The organism is Haloglomus halophilum (genome assembly GCF_024298885.1).
GTDB lineage: Archaea > Halobacteriota > Halobacteria > Halobacteriales > Haloarculaceae > Haloglomus > Haloglomus halophilum.
In genome coordinates this window covers 1,701,706-1,719,877 of the sequence record NZ_CP101166.1, presented here as the reverse complement: position 1 = coordinate 1,719,877, position 18,172 = coordinate 1,701,706, and the positions used below count along the sequence as shown (strand labels likewise).

The window sequence follows — 18,172 nt, the reverse complement described above, 5'->3', positions numbered from 1 at the left end:
CCCGGGCGATAGTCCACCCGATCCGTAGTTTCAAGCGCCCGTTCCCAGTTGGTGGACTGTGACACTCCGTGAGGCCGCGTCGATCGATGACCTCCACCGAGCGATTCGCGACACCGATCTCGCCCTGACGTCCGACCCGCCGCTCGCACTTGCCCTCGACCGGCGTGTCGACCGGCCGAGGATCGGCCGCGTGGGTGCGACCCCACGCGGCCACGCCTCGAACCAGCTCACCCCGATGGATCGTCGGAACCTGTTCAGGACTCTCATTACTGAGACGGATCTGACCTGGAAGCAAGCCCATCGGGCACTGGACCGAACGCTTCAGGCGTGGGACCGGACCGGGAATATCGACGCCATTCTCGACCATGACGAGTTCGACACGCCAGCGATGCGGACTGCTGTCGAGACGCTCCGTACGGCCGACAGTAGCTACCACAAACTCGCGAACAGCCGCCTCGATGACGAAGTCGACCTAGCCGTCATCGGCGAGTCGTCGCTGTCCGAACTGGACCGCTCGTTGCTGCCGGCTGACTACGAGACCGTTGACCGCTTCACCGGCGCTACCGGGACACTCCCCACATTCGATATCTTCCCCTCCGCGACGGCGATCGTCGACGCGCTCATCGAGCAGCTGTCGGCCGACACCGCCGAATCGGTCGGTGTCGTGCTGGACGAGTCGACCGTCTTCAGCCCGCTCGTCGAGGCGGGGCTCGCCGCAGCAGAGATTCCGTTCCAGGGCGGCCCCGGCTTCGTCGACGACCCGGACGTTCGAACCTTCCTCCGGCTACTGCAAGCCGTGTTCACCGGCAGCGATCTCCGCGTCGGTGATATCGAGCCACTACTCGCCCCCCTTGGTGTCGATGTCCCTCGCAAGCTCGGTGAGCAGCGCGTCGATGCACTCGAAGACTCGACCCTCCCCGAACTCGCAACGATCGAGGAGGCGGTCCACACGGGCACGCTCCGCGACGCGATCCGGGCCTACGAAGCGCTTGCTGGCGTCACCTTAGGCACACTCCGGGACGAGTGCGACCGACTGGATGTCCTCGATACGGCGGTCACATCAGACCTGCTCGACCGCCTCACGTACTACGTCCAGTCGTTCGATGTGCCGGTCGACAGAGAGCGAGACGGCGTGCTTCTGACGGACGCCGCCTCGACAGCATACATCGATCGTCCGGTCGTGTTCTACCTCGGACTCGGGGCGGGCTGGGCGAAGACACCGCCCGACGTGCCCTGGATCGACAGCACCGAGTACGTCCAGCAGGATCTGGATCGGTTCGAGATCCTCCTCCAGAACGGTCGCCAGCGGCATTATCTCGTTCAGGATACCCGTGCCGGCGAGGACGTGACGCCATGTGTCTACTTCCGGCAGCTGTTCGAGCAGTCGTTCGATCGCTTCAGCGATCTCCCCCACGAGCGCTACGATGACTACGGCGTCGAACGGGGGGCACCCGGACAACCGTTCGTTGCGCCACCTGGGGCGGATGGCGAAACAGAGGAGGTGGATGCACTCAGCCAATCGACGCTAAAGCGGCTCGCCAACTGCCCCCGTGAGGAGTTCTTCACGCGGCTGGTGGAGACCCCAACGGCGAGCTACATGGCTCGCGGGACCGTCGTCCACGAGGCCGCGGAGCTGTACGTCACTCACCCGGAGACGGTTCGCGAGGAGTTCGAGACGGTCGTCGATGCGATGGTGGAGCAGGTTCGGGCGTACGCCACCGACGACCGGCATCCGGTCGAGCGAACACAGCTGGCGATCGCGCTCGAAACGGCGATGGAATACCTGGATGCGAACCCGCCGGTCGAAGCGGACCACGAGGCGTACGCTGATCGCTCACAGGAGAACGAACTCGCCGACCGGCTGGACCTCGATTGTGCATCACAACTCACCGAGCGGTGGTTCGAGGCCCCTGAAGCGGGGATACGTGGCTTCGTCGACCTCCTCCGAAGTCCGACCGACCTCGTCGACTACAAGACCGGGAGCCAGTCGACGGCGTCGAAGCTGCGCGACCGGGCCTCCATAGACCCACTTCACGATGACCCGAACTTCCAGGTCGCACTCTACCTCCTCCAGCATCGGAGACAGGAGCCCGACGAACCGCTCTCGATTCACTTCGTCCACGTCCTCGAACACGCTGACCGAATGGCCCGAGGCGAGGCTCCGGACATCGGAGAGCTGGTGACGACCATCACCTATCTACCCGTCACGTTCAGCGAGTTCGTCGCGCGGCGCGAGGTGTACGAGGCCGTCACCGACTACGCGGATTCCAACGACCGGGTGAAAGCGCTCGACCCGCTCGGCTACGACGCCTATCGGGAGTTCTTCCTTGATCACGACCTGCCCCGGGAGGGCGAGGCCCCCGAGCAACGCGAGGCCGTCATCACCGCGTTCATCGAGTACACGAAACGGCACGTCAAGGACACCGCCTACGTCGAGAACGGCTGCCGGGATGCGATCAACGACATGGACGATGTCGTTGGAACGTACTACCTGAAGCCGGATCTCGACGCGTTCGAGACGTTCGTCGACGAGCAACTGGCCAATCTCAACGAATACCGCAACGATTCGTTCCCCGTCCGGGCGATCGAGGACGGCCCGAACTGGGACCGAGTGGACACACGGGACCTGATTCTCACCGATGACTGAGCCATCACCGAACGAGCAGCAAGAAGAGCTAATCACCAGCACTGAGGGGATCTACCGCGTCAACGCCGGGGCCGGAACCGGGAAGACGTTCGCCGTCACCCGACGGTATGCCGAAATCCTCGAGACGACCGACGCGACGCCCGAGGAGATCCTGCTGGTGACGTTCACTCGGAACGCGGCAGCGGAAATGAAAGACCGGATCGTCCAGCAGACCGATTATGACCTCCGGGAGCTGCAGGACGCACCGATCAGCACGTTCCATTCGTATTGCTACCAGCTCCTCCGGCGGTACGGACACACGATTCCGGAGGCGCTCGGCATCGGCGACCAGATTCCGGATGGACTGGATCTGATCGAGGACCAGGTCCAAGAGCGCCAGCACTTCCGGACGTTCATGTCCCGGTTCGCTGACCGGCATCCCGAACACGCCGACCTGCTCCGCATCTTCCGGGACCGGACGACGCTCCGCTCGCTGATCGGCCAGCTTGCAGCCAAAGGCGTGATCCCGACCCGGGACGGCTGGTACCGAGACACCGCGGCACCGCTCACGGGGGACCGAGCGGCGTTCGAGGCGACGCTGGCCGAGACGAACGCACCCGGCGAGGGGTCGCGTGGCCCAACCAACAGCGACGCTCGGGGCTCGGTCGCGGGCTGGGATGTGACAGAGTACGCTCCCGGCGCCCCGGACCGGTCGGCGGTCCATGATGACCCACAGGTGAATGAGGCGCTGGTGCTGGACGCCTTCGACGAGGATCGCGAGGCGCTCCGAGCGTTCCTCCACGATGTCTACATCGAGTATCTCGCCTTCGCGCTTTCGCGGAACTATCTCACGCAGGGACTGATGCTGGCACTCGCCTTCGTCATGCTCTGCGAGGAGCCCGGAGTCCGGGCGGCAGTGAGCCACGAGTACGTGATGGTGGATGAGTTCCAGGACACCAACGAACTCCAGTTCAAGATCGCGCTGTTGCTCGCGTCGACGAACAACATCTGCGTCGTCGGAGACTGGAAGCAGAGTATCTACGGCTTCCAGTACACCAGCGTCGAGAACATTACCGAGTTCGAGAGCCGACTCTCCCAGTATGCTGCCGAGCTGAACAGCGACACCGAGCGAATCGACTACCCGGTCGATGATATCGAGTCGATCCCGCTGGTGCAGAACTACCGCTCCTCGGCATCGATTCTTGATTTTGCCGAGCAGAGTCTCTCCATCCGAGCGACGTACTCGGAGGACCTCAACGAGGACCCGCTGGCCGGCGAGGCCTCACTCGAGGCGACTAACCACGTCGACAACGCACGAATCGAGGCCTACCAGGCCGCCGACGAGTACGACCTCATTCTCGACCGGATCCAGACGATCGTCGGCAACGACGACTATGCCGTCGAGGTGCGTGACGACCCCGCCGCAACCGAGGACATGTCGCCCGAGGAACAGCGGGCCGCCGAACAGAAGCGCCTCGGTGCGCCCTCGTACAGCGACATCGCGGTGTTCACACGGAAACGGAACTTCGCCCGCGAGTTGCTCAACCGGGCGGCCGAATACAACGTGCCAATCGCCTACGAGGGCGGTGTCGAGTTGTTCGACACGCCGGAGGCGAAGCTCCTGCTCGCGTGGCTCCGTATCTGCGAGTCCGACGACACCCGCGGCTGGGCTGTTGTGCTTGAACGGGCTGGCTACACCTTCGGGCAGACGGAGTCCATTCTCGAGGACGAAGCGTATCCGGATGCGATGGTTGCGTTCCGTGACGAACTCCTCGAGTTAGAGACCATCGGGGCGCTCGCCCAGCGCGTCTTCGACCGATACGACCTCTCGAACGCGTTCGCCGACGCGCTGCTGGACCACCTAACCGGCGTGTACGAGGGCACGCTCATGACGCGCAGTGAGGCGATCGCCTACATCACCGACAATCTGGAGAACGGGAGCACGGTGGAGATCGACACGAGTCCCGGCCAGGACGCCGTGACGCTACAAACCATCCACGGCGCGAAGGGGCTCGAATACCCGATCGTCCTGCTGGGGAATCTGAACTACCGAGCGTTCCCGCATTACGGCCAGCCGCCGTCTTCACCGATCGTGTATCAGGAGCCGCTGGGACTCCGGCAGCGGCGAGTGTTCACCGACGAGGGCTCGCACCCGCACGTGTTCACACACTGGCCGTACGACCTGCTCACGTCCTGCCTGCCGTCGGAGTATGACGAGGAGCGGCGGTTGCTGTACGTCGCGATGACCCGGGCCAAGCGGCATCTGCTGTTCACCGCTGGCGAAGACCCGAGTCTGTTCTTTTCGGAGTTGTCGGTGGAGGCCACGGAGGTCGACCCAGCCCCTTCGGAGCAGCAGGCTACGACGGAAGCGACAGCAGCCTTCGAGATCGAGATTCCCGCTTCGGATGGACAACCTCGACGCCACGGCGTTCACGATATCATGGACGACAGCGTGTATGAAGAGGGGACGGGAGGTCGTGGGACAGCGTTCGGCAACGAACTCCACGACTTTGCGGAAGCCTATGTTCTCGGGGAGGCGGTGGAGCCGTCGAACGAGGATGAGGAGAACGTTGTCCGGCTCATCGACGGACTCGAGGGCGAGTCCAAGGCCGAAGAGACGGTTCTACTCCCGCTCGATACTGACCCAGCGGTGACGCTCACGGGTATCATCGATCTGCTCCATATCACGCCAGAGCGTGTCGACGTGATTGATTACAAGACCGATCTGAGTCGGGTCGCCGAGTCCGAGTACCGGAAGCAATTGAGCGCGTACTATCACGTGTTGACCTCGGTCTACCCAGAGCGAGAGATATGCCCACAGGTGTTCTATACTGCCGACAATAAGCTGAAAGCCCTCGAACCAATCTCCAATAGAGAACTGATACAAGCCGTAGAAGAGACACTCTGCTAAGAGTCAGGTTCTTACTGATTACCCGCTCGGGTGACGAAACCGTTTGATCCGATGCCGCCGAAATAGTATTCCAGCCAGTAGAGGCGTCTTACCGACGCACAGTAGCCGATATGAACGATGATAAAGCTGATTGATGTTGGACACAGTAACTCTACTGGATGAGCCTCTGGAGATCGAAGCGGCGGCAGGATGTCAGCCGTCGGTTCGGAGAGCAGGCAGATGAGGCTCTCTATGCACTAGCACTTCTCCAGAGTGACGGGGCAGTTTCTCAGATTCGGGCTGAGGAACTACGGGAGAATCTAACTACCGGAAGGAGCGTTCTCAAGCAGCTCCGGCAAGCACTCGAGACTCCGGAAACAGCAGACAGTTATGAGTACACAATCGCCCGTTCGCTCTGCAACTATTACGGAGAACTCCCGAAATACGTTCTGAGACGACTTGATGGGCATATCGATTCACTCAACCGGGCAATCGAGACACTCGAATATCAGGAAGAGTTGGACGATGTCTCTGCCGTATTCGAAGTGATTGAAGAGCAGGCCACCGAAACGACTGACAGAGACATCGACCAAATGGATTTCAATCGTGCCTCGGATCCCTGAATACCGGGAGAGCATTCTCGAGGAGCATTATGTTGCCCTCCAACGGGAGGTGGAGAAATACAGTGATCGGCCGATATCGACGGTTCTTGAGCATAAGATCGAGTCGATAGGAGACGATATCGACAAGATTGAGCATCGGCGGCAGAATTTTCGAGCGAGCGAAGATGACCAACGACTCTACAGTCGATATATTGCAAAGCTGGATACCGTCCAGGGCCATATTGAAGAGCTTGAGCGGACTCTCACGTATTTAGAACTCCATGATACCCACCGGCAACGTTTCTCTGAACGAGTCTGCTTAGCGGATTACATCTGTACTGAGATCACGGAGGCACTCAATCTTGAGATATCGTGTCTTCCAGTTGTGAGGGATGGGTACGCGCTTTTGCCACTCTTCGGCGATGAGTATCATATCGTCTTCATTCCCAGAGGAGAGGAACTGCTTCCACAGGCACCGATATTGGCACATGAGGTCGCTCACCCCCTCTTGCTTCGGGCACAAAAATCACCGAGCTTCACGGACCGATTCGGAAAGCTTCGACGGAGCATCGATGATGATGGCCGCAAACGTGACTTCTATGAGAACTGGTTACAGTGGTACGAGGAGCTGTTCTGCGATGTCGTCGGATTCTTCGTATTCGGCCCGGCCTACGCGTTCGCTCTCCTCCATCATCTCTTTGAGCAGAAGCCGTTCCGTATCTCCCGCAATGTAACGCCACGGGATAACGCTCTCCACCCTCCGGACGCCCTTCGCATTCGGACAACACTGGACCTTGTGGACGAACAGCTCTCACCCGAACTGCGAGAACCACTTGAACCGCTTCGGACAGAGTACGAGAGACACCTAAGCCGGCTTAGCGACTCAAGGCCGTCGTACTACGATGAATGGGCGGACGACGAACTGGTAGCTGGGACAGTCACCACGGCACGAAACGCGGCTGAATACGAGTTGGAACAGCTCTGTACTGAGCTACGAAACGGAACAGACCCAAACGAAGCAGATGGGATGCAGTACCGACTCGAAGCCAATTATTACTGGTACGAGGATTAGCTCGGCAGGTATTGTAGGCGTTGGCAGTGCTCGAATAGCTCGTTCATGTTATTCGGATAACGGATCGTAATTGGGTCACTGATTTTCGAACCGGGAGCCCACCAGACGAGACACGAGAGGTCAAAGATATCTTTCCCGATCTGAACAATATCCATATCGCCAGTACCTGCTTCCGCTCGGATCTCGAACGTACGAGGTGTGCCCTGGTAAGTGAACTGACGACCGGATGGCGTTAGCAGCACTTTCTTTTCGTCAATCTTGGCGTACGAGCCGGTGTCACAACTGCGGTCGCGTCGATCACTATAGATTCGATAGGCGGTGTTGCTCCGGAGCTCGACCGCGCTCCATGATATATCGGACTCGAGATATCCGTCCTCCTGCAGCGTCTCGATAGCCGCACGAATGCCAGCCACTTCCTCGTTACCAAAACTCCCGTTCTTGTGGATCGCAATCGTATCAACTGATCCCAGATCGGGGTTACCAGCGGCAGCAGCGATCCCATCACCAACGAGCCGCTCGGCCAGATCATGATCTGCAACGCTACTCTTCCCTCTTCCATGGGGTTGTTCGGTCCAATCGATTACGTTACCCGTCTCCCCGGACACGACTACCGAGCTGGCTGTTGTTCGCTGGTTACCGGTCACACTCATTCCGATGAGGACGTCAGCCGAAAGCCCATCATCAAGAAGAAACGGCCGGACCCCTAATTTCGCCCCTAAGTCGGTAGCAGTATGGAAGAGCGATTGACTGAACTGACGGTTCCGCTCCGACAGGTAGTTGTTTTGTGTAAGATGCTGGGTCGGCTTGCCCCCTACGGCGTCGATTAATTCATGGTATTGTGACGCGCTTTCATCCGTCATGTACGCGAGGACTCCTGCGATATCGTCTCCGTACTCACTCAAGTATGAGTCCAGTTCAGCACGATCCTGATAGTTGGTTCCACCAATCGGTTGCCGGAGGGGGAGGTCAAAGTATTCCTCGAGATACTCCCCGAGCTGACCGAGCGCTTCGAGGGCTTCCTCTCGAGTGGAATCGGTATGGAGAGCACTGACGCGGGGCTCGTCCATGGGCTTAATTCGAGGGCCGAACTCGCGGAGATAGTTCCGGATGGAATCACGCCAGTCCCCACTCGTGACCGTATCGCTATTACTGGTCGTGTCGTCTGCTGTCCCTGTTTCGAGTACTGCCGAGCCGTCACCGAATTCGAGAGGTGGGAGGGCAAATGTACTCAGACCCCGTCGAATCGGGTCATCTTCGATGTCGGCCGTTTCATTGCCGATGGTGAGGTAGTGGAGCGACGACATCCATTCCTGAACCTCTGACCATCGCTCTTCTGGCTCAAGCGTCGAGGTCTTGGTCATTGCCTCCTGTTGTTGTGGAATTAGTCGGAGGAGCGAGGGCGCAGCGTCGTAGCTTCGCCCTCCGCTTGAGTAGTTGATTTGGACCACCGGCTCGGTGGGATCAATCTTTCCGGCATAGTCACTGCCATAGTTGTCATCGACGAATTTCAGAACCGAAATGGGTTCTCCATCGATCTCCATCGTTTGCTCCGACACCGTCGACTCAGTTACCGAATGAAGCCGAACAGGTTGGGGTTCCGGACGGTCGAAAAAGAAGTACCGTCTCCCCTCTCCGAATTGCTCAACGACCGACCCGGCACCACACTCGTCAATCAGGTCCGCGAGTGTCTCGCGAGGAATGAATTTGCGAGTCGGATCAAGGCTCAGCATAAATCCCGTCTCTTCACGGTAGTCGATGCTCGTGCGAATTCCTCGGAGTACTTGATGACCCTCGATATGTGCAACTGGATCGGGGTCATAGAAATTCGCATAGTCATTATATTCCCAGTAGTCCTGATATGAGGTGAAAAAGCCACGAAGCGAATCACGGAGAGCCTGCTCAAGTGCGGTTCGGTGGCGGGGATTCTCAGGTTTTAGCTCCGTGCGATATTCCAGCGAAAGAGTGACACTATCGCCCGCGTCCACTTTTTTCGGTTCGTGATCTTGGCCGAAGACCGCGAGATACCAGTTTCCGTCGGGACCTCGAACTCGGTATGCCTCACCCCCAGTCTGGCTCTCAAGAACATTCTCGAAGTGGCTTAGCTGGGAATAGGGATCTCCTGCTATTTCAGCACCAATCGTATAGATTTTTGCAGGAATATCTGGGAGATTTATTGCGAATGAACTGAGGAACCCGCTCATAACGGTATGGGGGCGGGCTATACATTAGTAGTTCCGGGGTGAAAATGTATGAGTGAGTTCTATTGGTTTCGGTTCCGGTAGAAGAATATAACCTCAAGAGATGTACCTTCCGTGATGGGATAGTCAGTAAATCGGTCGTAGTTGGTATCCAGAGCCCACGAGATTCTATAGCGTCCGGATTCGTAACCGGGGCGAACCGAGGACCGGTCCAGTTTCGATTCGGCCCGCTAGGTAGAATCGAAGTCGGCACAAATTAGCCGTAGCGTCTTGTTCTAGTAATATTTCACTTCCAATCTCCCCTTTGCGTTGCTTTAAGTATATGTCCTGTTTGGGTGGAGACGAACAATGTCGAGCGTGAGCGACGACCCAAACGAGCCTGATGCTGAGAACGGGGACGATGAGGAACAAGTGTCAGCGCTCGACCGCCGCTCGCTCTCGGAGATCCACCAGGAGATCCGAGATACCTACACGGCCGATGATCGACCCTGGGTGATCGGCTACAGCGGCGGCAAGGACTCGACGACAGCTCTCCAGCTGATTTGGTACGCTATCAAAGACCTGCCTGACGAGGAGCAAACCAAACCAATCTATGTCATCTCCAGCGATACACTTGTTGAAACGCCGAAGATTGTCGATCATATCACCTCTACCCTGGAAAACGTCAACGAGTACGCAGAGAAGCAGGACCTCCCGTTCGAGGCGCACAAGGTCTACCCGGATGTCTCTGACTCGTTCTTCGTGAATCTCATCGGTCGTGGATACCCGGCCCCGAACCAGACGTTTCGCTGGTGTACTGACCGACTCAAGATTGACCCAGCGGACAATTTCATTGTCGACAAGGTATCCGAGCATGGCGAAGTCATCGTCATCCTCGGTGCCCGAAAGGCTGAATCGAAGACCCGAGAGCAGGTCATGAACCTGCACAGCATCGACGGCACAGTTCTCTCTCGCCACTCGAAGTTCGCGAACGCGTTCGTATATACTCCGATTGAGGACTGGCTCGTTGACGACGTCTGGGATTACCTGATGCAGGTTGATTGTCCGTGGGGGAAAGACAACCGTGACCTCGCGGCCCTCTATCAGGAAGCGGACGACGAGTGCCCGATGGTCATCGACACGAGCACGCCATCCTGCGGAGACAGCCGGTTCGGCTGCTGGACCTGCACCGTCGTTGAGGAAGACAAAGCGATGGAAAACATGATTGATGCCGGTGACGGATGGATGGAGCCGCTACTGGAGTTCCGAGACCTACTGAAGACGACCCAGGACCCAAAAAAGAAGTCCACCTTCCGCGAGCTCAAGGGTCGCCGGTTCGGCCGCGTCAAAGAGAAGAACAACGGCGGGACCGGAATCATCCCACGAGCTTACAAGTTCGAGTTCCGGCAGGACCTCCTACGGAAGTTGCTGGAGACTGAAAAGAAGGTCAACGAGCTCCGAAACGAGGATCAGGAGTATCTGGAACTCATCCGTGATGCGGAGCTCAAGGAAATCCGTCGGATCTGGCGCCAGGAGGAGGCCGACTGGGAGGATTCAGTCCCTCGTATCTACAACGAGGTGATGGGTGAGGATCTCGACTGGGCCCAGGACGATCTCGGCGCATTCACTGCCGAGGAAGCAGAGGTACTTAACGAAGTCTGTAACCGCCATGATGTGCCCCCGAAACTCGTTAAGCGACTCCTCAACCTCGAACGCGAACACCACGGTATGAAGCGTCGAGCCGCGATCTACAACAAGATCGATGCTATATTTCGTGAAGAGTGGGGCACTGTGGAGGAAATGGTTGCAGGGATCGAGGGAGAAGAGCCAGAGAACTGGGAGTACGATGCCGATATCGAGGCGCTAATGAAATGAAGTTCAATCGGATCGTTCTCGAGAACTACGGCCCGTACGAGGGTCGAATCGAGTTCTCGCTGCGCACGACAGAGGACGCGCCGATTGTCCTCTTTGGCGGGAAGAACGGAGCTGGCAAGACGACCCTATTCAATGCGATACAGGTCTGTCTCCACGGCCGGAGTGCGTTCGACGAACGGTTAAGTCGCCATGAGTACGAAGACTGGCTTCGATCCCAGCTGCACGAGGCCGACGGTGAACAGGCAACCCGTGGCAAGATTCAGATTGACTTCGAGTACGCCGATCTCGGAAAGACCGATAACTACGTCGTCACCCGAGAGATTCGAGACCGGGGAAAGAGCGTCGCGGACGAACTCGAGGTCAAGCGAAACGGCTCTCCGCTTTCGGACCTGGATGCCGAGCAATGGGACGATTTTCTGAAGGAACTCATCCCGCCAGGAATCTCTCAACTGTTCTTCTTCGACGGTGAGAAGATTCAGCAGCTGGCAACCGAAATCAAAGAACAAGACAACTTCGCGGATGCCCTTGCGTCCCTTCTCGGCCTGGACCTGATCGAGCGACTGGACTCAGATCTCTCGATTTACCTCTCTCAAAAACTCGAAGAAGAAGGGAAAGAGGAGCTATCCGAGAAGATCGAGACTTTGGAGGAGGAGCTCAACGAGATTGACGAACAGCAAGCGGCGTTGGAGGAGCAGATCAAATCGAAGGAAGCCCGTATCGACGAACTAGGTGAGCAGATCGACAAGAAGGAGCAAGAGCTCACTCAGGAAGGCGGTGATTACGCAGCGAAGCGTGACGAATATAAAGAGCGACGGACACGGCTTGAGACCCAGCGCGAGAATCTAGAGGACCAAATTCGAGATCTTGCGACTGATTGCTATCCGTTCGCGCTCGCACCAGACCTCTGTCGTGAAGTAGTCGAGCAGCTGGAATCTGAGCGTGTATTGGAGGAGGAACTGGCGGCAAAAAAGCGGGCTGGTGACATCCTTGAGGACGTTGCAACTGATGAAGCGGTTCTGTCCGAGACGGATATTGATCCCGAATCCGCATCGGAGATTGTCAAACAGATCCAGACAGCACTGGATGATCGGCTTGAGGACAGCGATGAAGACACGTACCGTCTCTCAGAAGAGTTTTCACGCCGAGAGCAGCAGGAAATGGAGACAGTTGTCAACCGGGCTCTGAACGAGGTTCCCCAGGAGATGGGTGACCTGACACGAGAGCTGGAGGAGAAGACCAAAGAACAGCAAGAGACCGAGACCAAGCTGCAGCGCGCACCAGAGCAGTCAGTCATCCAGCCTGTGCTAGCGGACATACAGCGACTGAGCGAGGAACGAAGCCGGCTCGAACAGGAAATCGAGCAACATCGCCAAGAGCTGGAGAATCTCGAAGAGCGCCGGAGCAAGAAGGAAGTCTCCTTGGAGAATCGATTGGAAGATAAGGAAGAGCTAGAGTCAGTCTCGGACCGAGCAGCTCTCGCATCCGACGTTCGGAGTGCAGTCAAGGATTATCGGCAGGAACTGATCGAGCAGAAGTTGACACAACTGGAAGACGCACTGACGGAGCGATACCTGCAACTCTCGAACAAAGCTGGGTTCTACGAACAGGTCCTGATCGATACGGATGAGGTATCGATTACGATCGAAACAAAAAACGGGACGCGAAAGGATCAATCACAGCTCTCTGCAGGCGAGCGCCAGATCTTCGCGACCGCGATGCTCTGGGCCTTAGCCGACATCTCTGGTCGGCCGCTCCCGTTCATGATTGACACGCCGTTGGCTCGGCTCGATCAGGACCACCGTGGAAACCTAGTTGAGAGCTTCTTCCCGAACGCAGCGCATCAGGTCCTGATCTTTTCGACTGATACGGAGATCACCGAGGAGCGGTACAACGAACTCCGGGACCGGATCGCCGCAGAGTACCACCTCGAAGCGGATGAAGAGACAGGCCAGACTGATGTCAGTCCAGGGTATTTTTGGACCGCTCCAAGCAATGCGATTCAGGGGCCGGGCATGACCAGCTCCGAGAGTTCCGTCCAATACGACAAGCAGGCTCACCTGCAGGGGTACGAGAATGAGTAACGACTTCAATCGCGTTCAGCTTGATAGCGAGGTGACCGAGCAGCTGGACAATCTAAAATCTCGGACCGGACTGACGCCGAATTACCTGGCTCGGATCGGTCTCTGCTACTCGCTGAACGAGAAACGCCCACCGACGGGCGAAAGCTACGACAGCGATGGGCAGACGTTGAATCGGTATACACTGCTTGGCGAGCACGACGCTCTGTACATGGCGTTGGTTCGGAAACGGATGCTGAATGAGAACCAAGATCCGGATGAGGAACTGTACGAGTACTTCCTGGCCCACCTGAATCGTGGCGTCGAGACGTTGTACGGTCGTATCGATGGAATTGGTGATCTCTATGACCTCATGCCCGGTGAGTTGAAGCGGGCGGACGTATAGGTCACCAATATGACTGAGGCCAGGAACCGAATCTATCTCGATCATCATGCGACGACTCCGGTCGACCAACGAGTCGTCGATGCGATGCAGCCGTACTTCACGGAGGTCTATGCGAATCCATCGAACGATGATGACTATCAGTTCGCCAGCAGCGCTAGCCGGGCGGTGAAGGAAGCCCGAGAAACGCTGGGAGAGATATTCAACACCCACCGGCCTGGCGATATCGTGTTTACCAGCGGGGCGACGGAATCAGACAACCTCGCACTTCGAGGCGTTCTCGAGCACGCACGTGCCAACGATCTCGGAACGCACTTCATCACCGGTGGGACCGAGCACGATGCGATTCGAAACATGGCCAAGCGGCTGTCCGCGGAAGGCTTCGAATGGACCGAAATCACGCCGGATGAGAACGGGCGTATCGATCCCGAGGCAGTTCGTGATGCAATCCGAGAGGACACGCTCCTTATGTCGATTATGGCCGCGAATAACGAAATCGGCACTACAGCTCCCGTCGCAGAACTCGGGGCTCTCGCAAAGGAGGAGGAGGTTCTCTTTCATACTGATGCTGTCCAGGCGGTCGGTTACCGCTCACTTGATGTGCAGGAACTCGGGATCGATCTCATGTCGATCTCAGGCCACAAAGTCTACGGACCGAAGGGGGTCGGTGCCCTCTACATCCGCCGCCGGAATCCACAGGTGAGAGACAAAATCCAGCCTCAGCTACTTGGCGGGGGGCAAGAAGGCGAAATTCGTTCAGGGACGCTCAACGTGCCAGGAATCGTTGGACTCGGGAAGGCAGTTGAATTTGCGTACGCGGAACGGGATTCGCGAACTGCAAAGGTCCAACGACTTCGAGACCGACTCTGGGAGCATTTTCAGGATGGACTGGATAATGTCATCCTCAACGGGCACCCTGAGGAGCGACTTCCGAACAACCTGAATGTGAGCTTCCTCGGTGTCAACAACAAGGGGCTAGTTACGAATCTGAGCGAGAATGACCCCGAAATTGTGGTCGCTGCAGGAGCAGCCTGCTCTACTGCAGGTGACAAGACAGAAACGTCGCACGTGATGCGAATGATCACCGATGACCAGGATCAAAAACGATCGGCGATCCGATTCGGGCTAGGGAAGGAGAATACCGAGGCAGAGATAGATCAAGCCGCTGAAAGGATTATTGGAGAGGTTAATCGACTCCGTAACCGTTTTGATTTTTAACACTTATCGATGTATTTTAAAATAATCTATTATCTATCTTCACGCGCAATTGGGGCTACCTGGGATCAAGCTCTGTCTCAATCCGGTTGGCCTCTGACCTCTTGATAGGTAAATCAAACGACAGCCGTGGCCCTCCGACACCGCCGCAGAATCTTAGTACAGCGGTGAGGCTGCAGAGCGAGAAGATGAGATTATTCTCACGACTGCTGATCTCAGAGCGGAAAACCCGCACGAAATTTCTCGGAGAGAGATTTCGCGGTGGAAGTGATATAGTCCAAACTCCGAGACCGACGAATCAGTAAGCTGGAAGAACCAGTGCCGAGAACGACAGCGGCACCGTCCAAGTCGGTATCTCACATCCGCTTCGAACGACACAGGAGACAGGGCAGATCCAGTAAGAATGGCGGAAGATTTCAATATACAAAAAGGTCAAGTGCAATTACGTTCATGTGATATCGTGTACCAGACAGCGGAGTTCATTGACCGTCTTGATACCTTACGCTGATTATGGACTCTACAGACGACATTAACCAGCAACTGGATGATATCCTTCTTGACGACTTAGTTGACGCACAGGAAGAGCTGGGAGGCTCTGCTGATACTGAAAACCTCACACCTGGACAGGCGGTATACGAGGAGCAGCGTGAGGAGGTCGTCACTTCTGAGCTCGCCCGCCTCGCTGAGGAACTTGGAATCCAAGAATCCACTCAGAAGACGGCGAAGACGCTTTTTGATCAGTTTATTAGTAAGCAAGACATCGATGGGTATGCGCTTGAGGTGCTTGCAGCTGCCTGTCTCTATACGGCGTGCAAAGTTGAGTCGATCCCGCTCAGCCCGGACGATTTTGCTGCGGTGTCCCAAATAGCCTTCACACGAGTCGTCCTGCTGCGGCGGGTCAAGACAATCGCCAGTACCCTCGGACTAGATCCCAGCGCATTCTTCGATCCACACGGTTATATCGATCGGTACTGCGATGAACTTGGGCTGAGTGAGGAAATCACGGATCGGGCACATGAAGTAATTGACGTAGCTGATGAAGCCGGTATTGGTGGGGGTAAGAGCCCAACTGGACGTGCCGCCGCCGCAATCTACAATGCAGTACTTGATCATGGCCGTGAAGCGACACAGTCAGATATTGCAAACGTCGCAGAAGTCACCGAGGTAACAATCAGAAACCGGTATCAGGAACAGCGCGAGCTTCTGAAAGGAGGCACTGTTTATGAGTCAGGTGATGATTCAGATTCGTCGCGGATGACATCTAACAGTGGTAGATAAATGCAAGACGATCAGTCGTCTCACAAGCCACGGAAGCTTCGCGATATCGAGTATTCGCTCCTCTACGAAACAGCAACCGCAAATTTAATTGCCGACTTCTATACGCCGAGTTTGGAGGCCGCGAGTGAGTATAAGCGGGCGGTGGGCTACTTCACTAGCAGTTGGTTCGAAGAGGCTGCCGCTGGCATCGCAGCGTTCGCCAATAATGGTGGTACCGCGAAGTGGATCATCAGTCCGAAGCTTACTGAGGATGACTGGGCCGCTATCGAACACGGTGATGCCGCGAAACGAGACCCGTCACTATACGATCAGATGGAAACGCTCGTTGAAGATCTTGAACTCAACCTTCAGCAGGACACGCAGAACACGATCGCGTGGCTCATCGCGGATGGGCTGCTTCGCATCCGAATCGCTGTGACTGGTGAGGCACTTGGGGGTGACTTCCACGATAAGTGGGGTATCTTCATCGACGGTGAAGACAAGGTCGCGTTTCATGGCTCTCAGAATGATAGTCGCAAGAGCCTCTCGAATTACGAGGCAAATTCCGTGTTTATCTCTTGGGGCTCAACTACTGACCAACAACGAGTCACTCAACATGAAGACCGGTTCGACGATATCTGGGCCAATGAAAAACCAGGAGTCCACTCGTTCAATCTCCCGGACAGTATCTCACTCGGAATTGCCGAACTCCGTAGCGATGACCGACCCTATGAGGATCCTGGTGAGAAAACCAAGCTTACCAGTCCCTATCGCTGGCGCCATCAGGAGGAGGCCGTGGAGGCGTTCCTAGAGACTGAGACAGGGTTGCTCGATATGGCGACTGGGACCGGCAAGACTCGGACATCACTGAAGATCATTAACCGTCTCCTGCGAGACGATGCGATTGAGACATTAGTTATTGCCACCCGTGGCAACGACTTACTGAACCAGTGGAGCGAAACGATACTTGACCACTTTTCCGCTGAGGAGATGTTCCTCTACCGGCAGTACAGCAGTTACAAAGAGCTCGGGAGCTACCTTATGAACGACAGTGACCGGTTAGATATTCTGCTCACCTCCTATGCCAATCTGGAGGACGCGATCAACGGTGACATGAGTAGCAAGTTAGCTAATGGATTGCTGATATGTGACGAGGTACATAATATCGGCGCGCAAGGCAAACAAGAGGCCCTTGGTGGGACCCTCGATGTCTTCCCGTATCGGTTGGGTCTCAGCGCAACCCCCTTCGATCCGTATGACCCAGAACGGAACGAGTTCATCCGAGATGAGATCGGCCCGGTTGTGTACGAGTTCGGGCTCAAGCCCGCGATCGAGCGAGGTATTCTAACTGAATTCGACTATACACCGATCACCTACAAGCTTTCGGATGAGGACAAGGCTCGACAGAAGGAACAGTTCAAGAAGTTTGCTGGGCTAAAACAGCAGAACCCCTCCATCCCCCAGAGCCAGTTGTATATCATGCTCTCCCGGGTGCGCAAGGAATCCGAGGAGAAATTACCAAAGTTCCGGCGCCATCTCGAGCTCAATCCAGAAATTCTTGAAGACGCGATCATCTTCGTCGCCTCGAAGGATTACGGCACGAAGGTCCAGGAGATCATATACGATTACGTCGATGACTTTCATACCTACTATGGCGAAGATGACGAATCCAAGCTCGACGAATTCTCGACAGGCAAGCTGTCGACGCTCGTCACGAGCAAGGCCATCTCGGAAGGCATCGATATCCAGTCGGTTAGAAATATCATCCTTTTCTCCGCCCCCCGATCGAAAGGTACGACGACCCAGCGCATCGGCCGAGCGCTCCGGAAGGACCCATCTAACCCAGGGAAAAAGGCTAATGTGATTGACTTTGTGGTGAAAAGTGACATTGAACAGGAGACGGTGGGCGACACTGGGGAAGATGAGGAAATGAAGCCGCCAGATCAAGAGCGATACGAGTGGCTCACCGGGCTGAGCAAGGTCACACAGCAGGAGTAA

Annotated in this window: 11 protein-coding genes; 10 read left to right on the top strand and 1 reads right to left on the bottom strand. The window is 56.6% G+C overall.

From position 1 onward, the window contains the following. Positions 1-58 precede the first annotated feature (58 nt). The 4 genes from NL114_RS08325 (at position 59) to NL114_RS08310 (ending at position 7,190) form a co-directional block, all read left to right on the top strand. Positions 59-2,647 (top strand): PD-(D/E)XK nuclease family protein, encoded by a 2,589-nt coding sequence (locus NL114_RS08325; RefSeq protein WP_254824328.1) that lies wholly within the window; start codon positions 59-61, stop codon positions 2,645-2,647. Then, positions 2,640-5,537 (top strand): UvrD-helicase domain-containing protein, encoded by a 2,898-nt coding sequence (locus tag NL114_RS08320; RefSeq protein WP_254824327.1) that lies wholly within the window; start codon positions 2,640-2,642, stop codon positions 5,535-5,537. Before NL114_RS08325 ends, NL114_RS08320 begins: the two co-directional genes overlap by 8 nt. 158 nt (positions 5,538-5,695) lie before the next feature. After that, positions 5,696-6,139, top strand: coding sequence for a hypothetical protein (locus NL114_RS08315; RefSeq protein ID WP_254824326.1), 444 nt, complete (start codon positions 5,696-5,698; stop codon positions 6,137-6,139). After that, on the top strand, positions 6,123-7,190 hold the full coding sequence (locus NL114_RS08310; protein WP_254824325.1) for a hypothetical protein: 1,068 nt from the start codon (positions 6,123-6,125) through the stop codon (positions 7,188-7,190). Before NL114_RS08315 ends, NL114_RS08310 begins: the two co-directional genes overlap by 17 nt. Here NL114_RS08310 and NL114_RS08305 read toward each other — a convergent pair. Beyond that, positions 7,187-9,391 (bottom strand): argonaute/piwi family protein, encoded by a 2,205-nt coding sequence (locus NL114_RS08305; RefSeq protein ID WP_254824324.1) that lies wholly within the window; start codon positions 9,389-9,391, stop codon positions 7,187-7,189. The two genes, NL114_RS08310 and NL114_RS08305, sit on opposite strands and share 4 nt — an antisense overlap. 354 nt (positions 9,392-9,745) lie before the next feature. Here NL114_RS08305 and dndC point away from each other — a divergent pair, with 354 nt between their 5' ends. From dndC to NL114_RS08275, 6 genes are all read left to right on the top strand, one after another. Further along, positions 9,746-11,242 carry a DNA phosphorothioation system sulfurtransferase DndC gene (dndC, locus tag NL114_RS08300; RefSeq protein WP_254824323.1) on the top strand — a complete coding sequence of 499 codons (1,497 nt, stop codon included), beginning with the start codon at positions 9,746-9,748 and terminating at the stop codon, positions 11,240-11,242. Further along, positions 11,239-13,323, top strand: coding sequence for a DNA sulfur modification protein DndD (gene dndD, locus NL114_RS08295; RefSeq protein WP_254824322.1), 2,085 nt, complete (start codon positions 11,239-11,241; stop codon positions 13,321-13,323). Before dndC ends, dndD begins: the two co-directional genes overlap by 4 nt. Then, a complete protein-coding gene (dndE, locus tag NL114_RS08290) occupies positions 13,316-13,705 on the top strand; it encodes a DNA sulfur modification protein DndE (RefSeq protein ID WP_254824321.1) in 390 nt (129 codons plus the stop codon). The genes dndD and dndE overlap by 8 nt, the downstream gene beginning before the upstream one ends. Before the next feature lie 9 nt (positions 13,706-13,714). Beyond that, positions 13,715-14,920: a cysteine desulfurase family protein gene (locus NL114_RS08285; protein ID WP_254824320.1), complete on the top strand. Its 1,206-nt coding sequence runs from the start codon at positions 13,715-13,717 to the stop codon at positions 14,918-14,920. 507 nt (positions 14,921-15,427) lie between these two features. Beyond that, on the top strand, positions 15,428-16,195 hold the full coding sequence (locus tag NL114_RS08280; RefSeq protein ID WP_254824319.1) for a transcription initiation factor IIB family protein: 768 nt from the start codon (positions 15,428-15,430) through the stop codon (positions 16,193-16,195). Further along, positions 16,196-18,172: a DEAD/DEAH box helicase family protein gene (locus NL114_RS08275; protein WP_254824318.1), complete on the top strand. Its 1,977-nt coding sequence runs from the start codon at positions 16,196-16,198 to the stop codon at positions 18,170-18,172.

Excerpts from the sequence above, each read along its gene's own strand:
- NL114_RS08320 (WP_254824327.1), top strand. The coding sequence starts at position 2,640 with ATGACTGAGCCATCACCGAACGAGCAGCAAGAAGAGCTAATCACCAGC.
- NL114_RS08315 (WP_254824326.1), top strand. The coding sequence starts at position 5,696 with ATGAGCCTCTGGAGATCGAAGCGGCGGCAGGATGTCAGCCGTCGGTTC.
- NL114_RS08305 (WP_254824324.1), bottom strand. The coding sequence starts at position 9,391 with ATGAGCGGGTTCCTCAGTTCATTCGCAATAAATCTCCCAGATATTCCT.
- dndD (WP_254824322.1), top strand. The coding sequence starts at position 11,239 with ATGAAGTTCAATCGGATCGTTCTCGAGAACTACGGCCCGTACGAGGGT.
- dndE (WP_254824321.1), top strand. The coding sequence starts at position 13,316 with ATGAGTAACGACTTCAATCGCGTTCAGCTTGATAGCGAGGTGACCGAG.
- NL114_RS08285 (WP_254824320.1), top strand. The coding sequence starts at position 13,715 with ATGACTGAGGCCAGGAACCGAATCTATCTCGATCATCATGCGACGACT.
- NL114_RS08280 (WP_254824319.1), top strand. The coding sequence starts at position 15,428 with ATGGACTCTACAGACGACATTAACCAGCAACTGGATGATATCCTTCTT.
- NL114_RS08275 (WP_254824318.1), top strand. The coding sequence starts at position 16,196 with ATGCAAGACGATCAGTCGTCTCACAAGCCACGGAAGCTTCGCGATATC.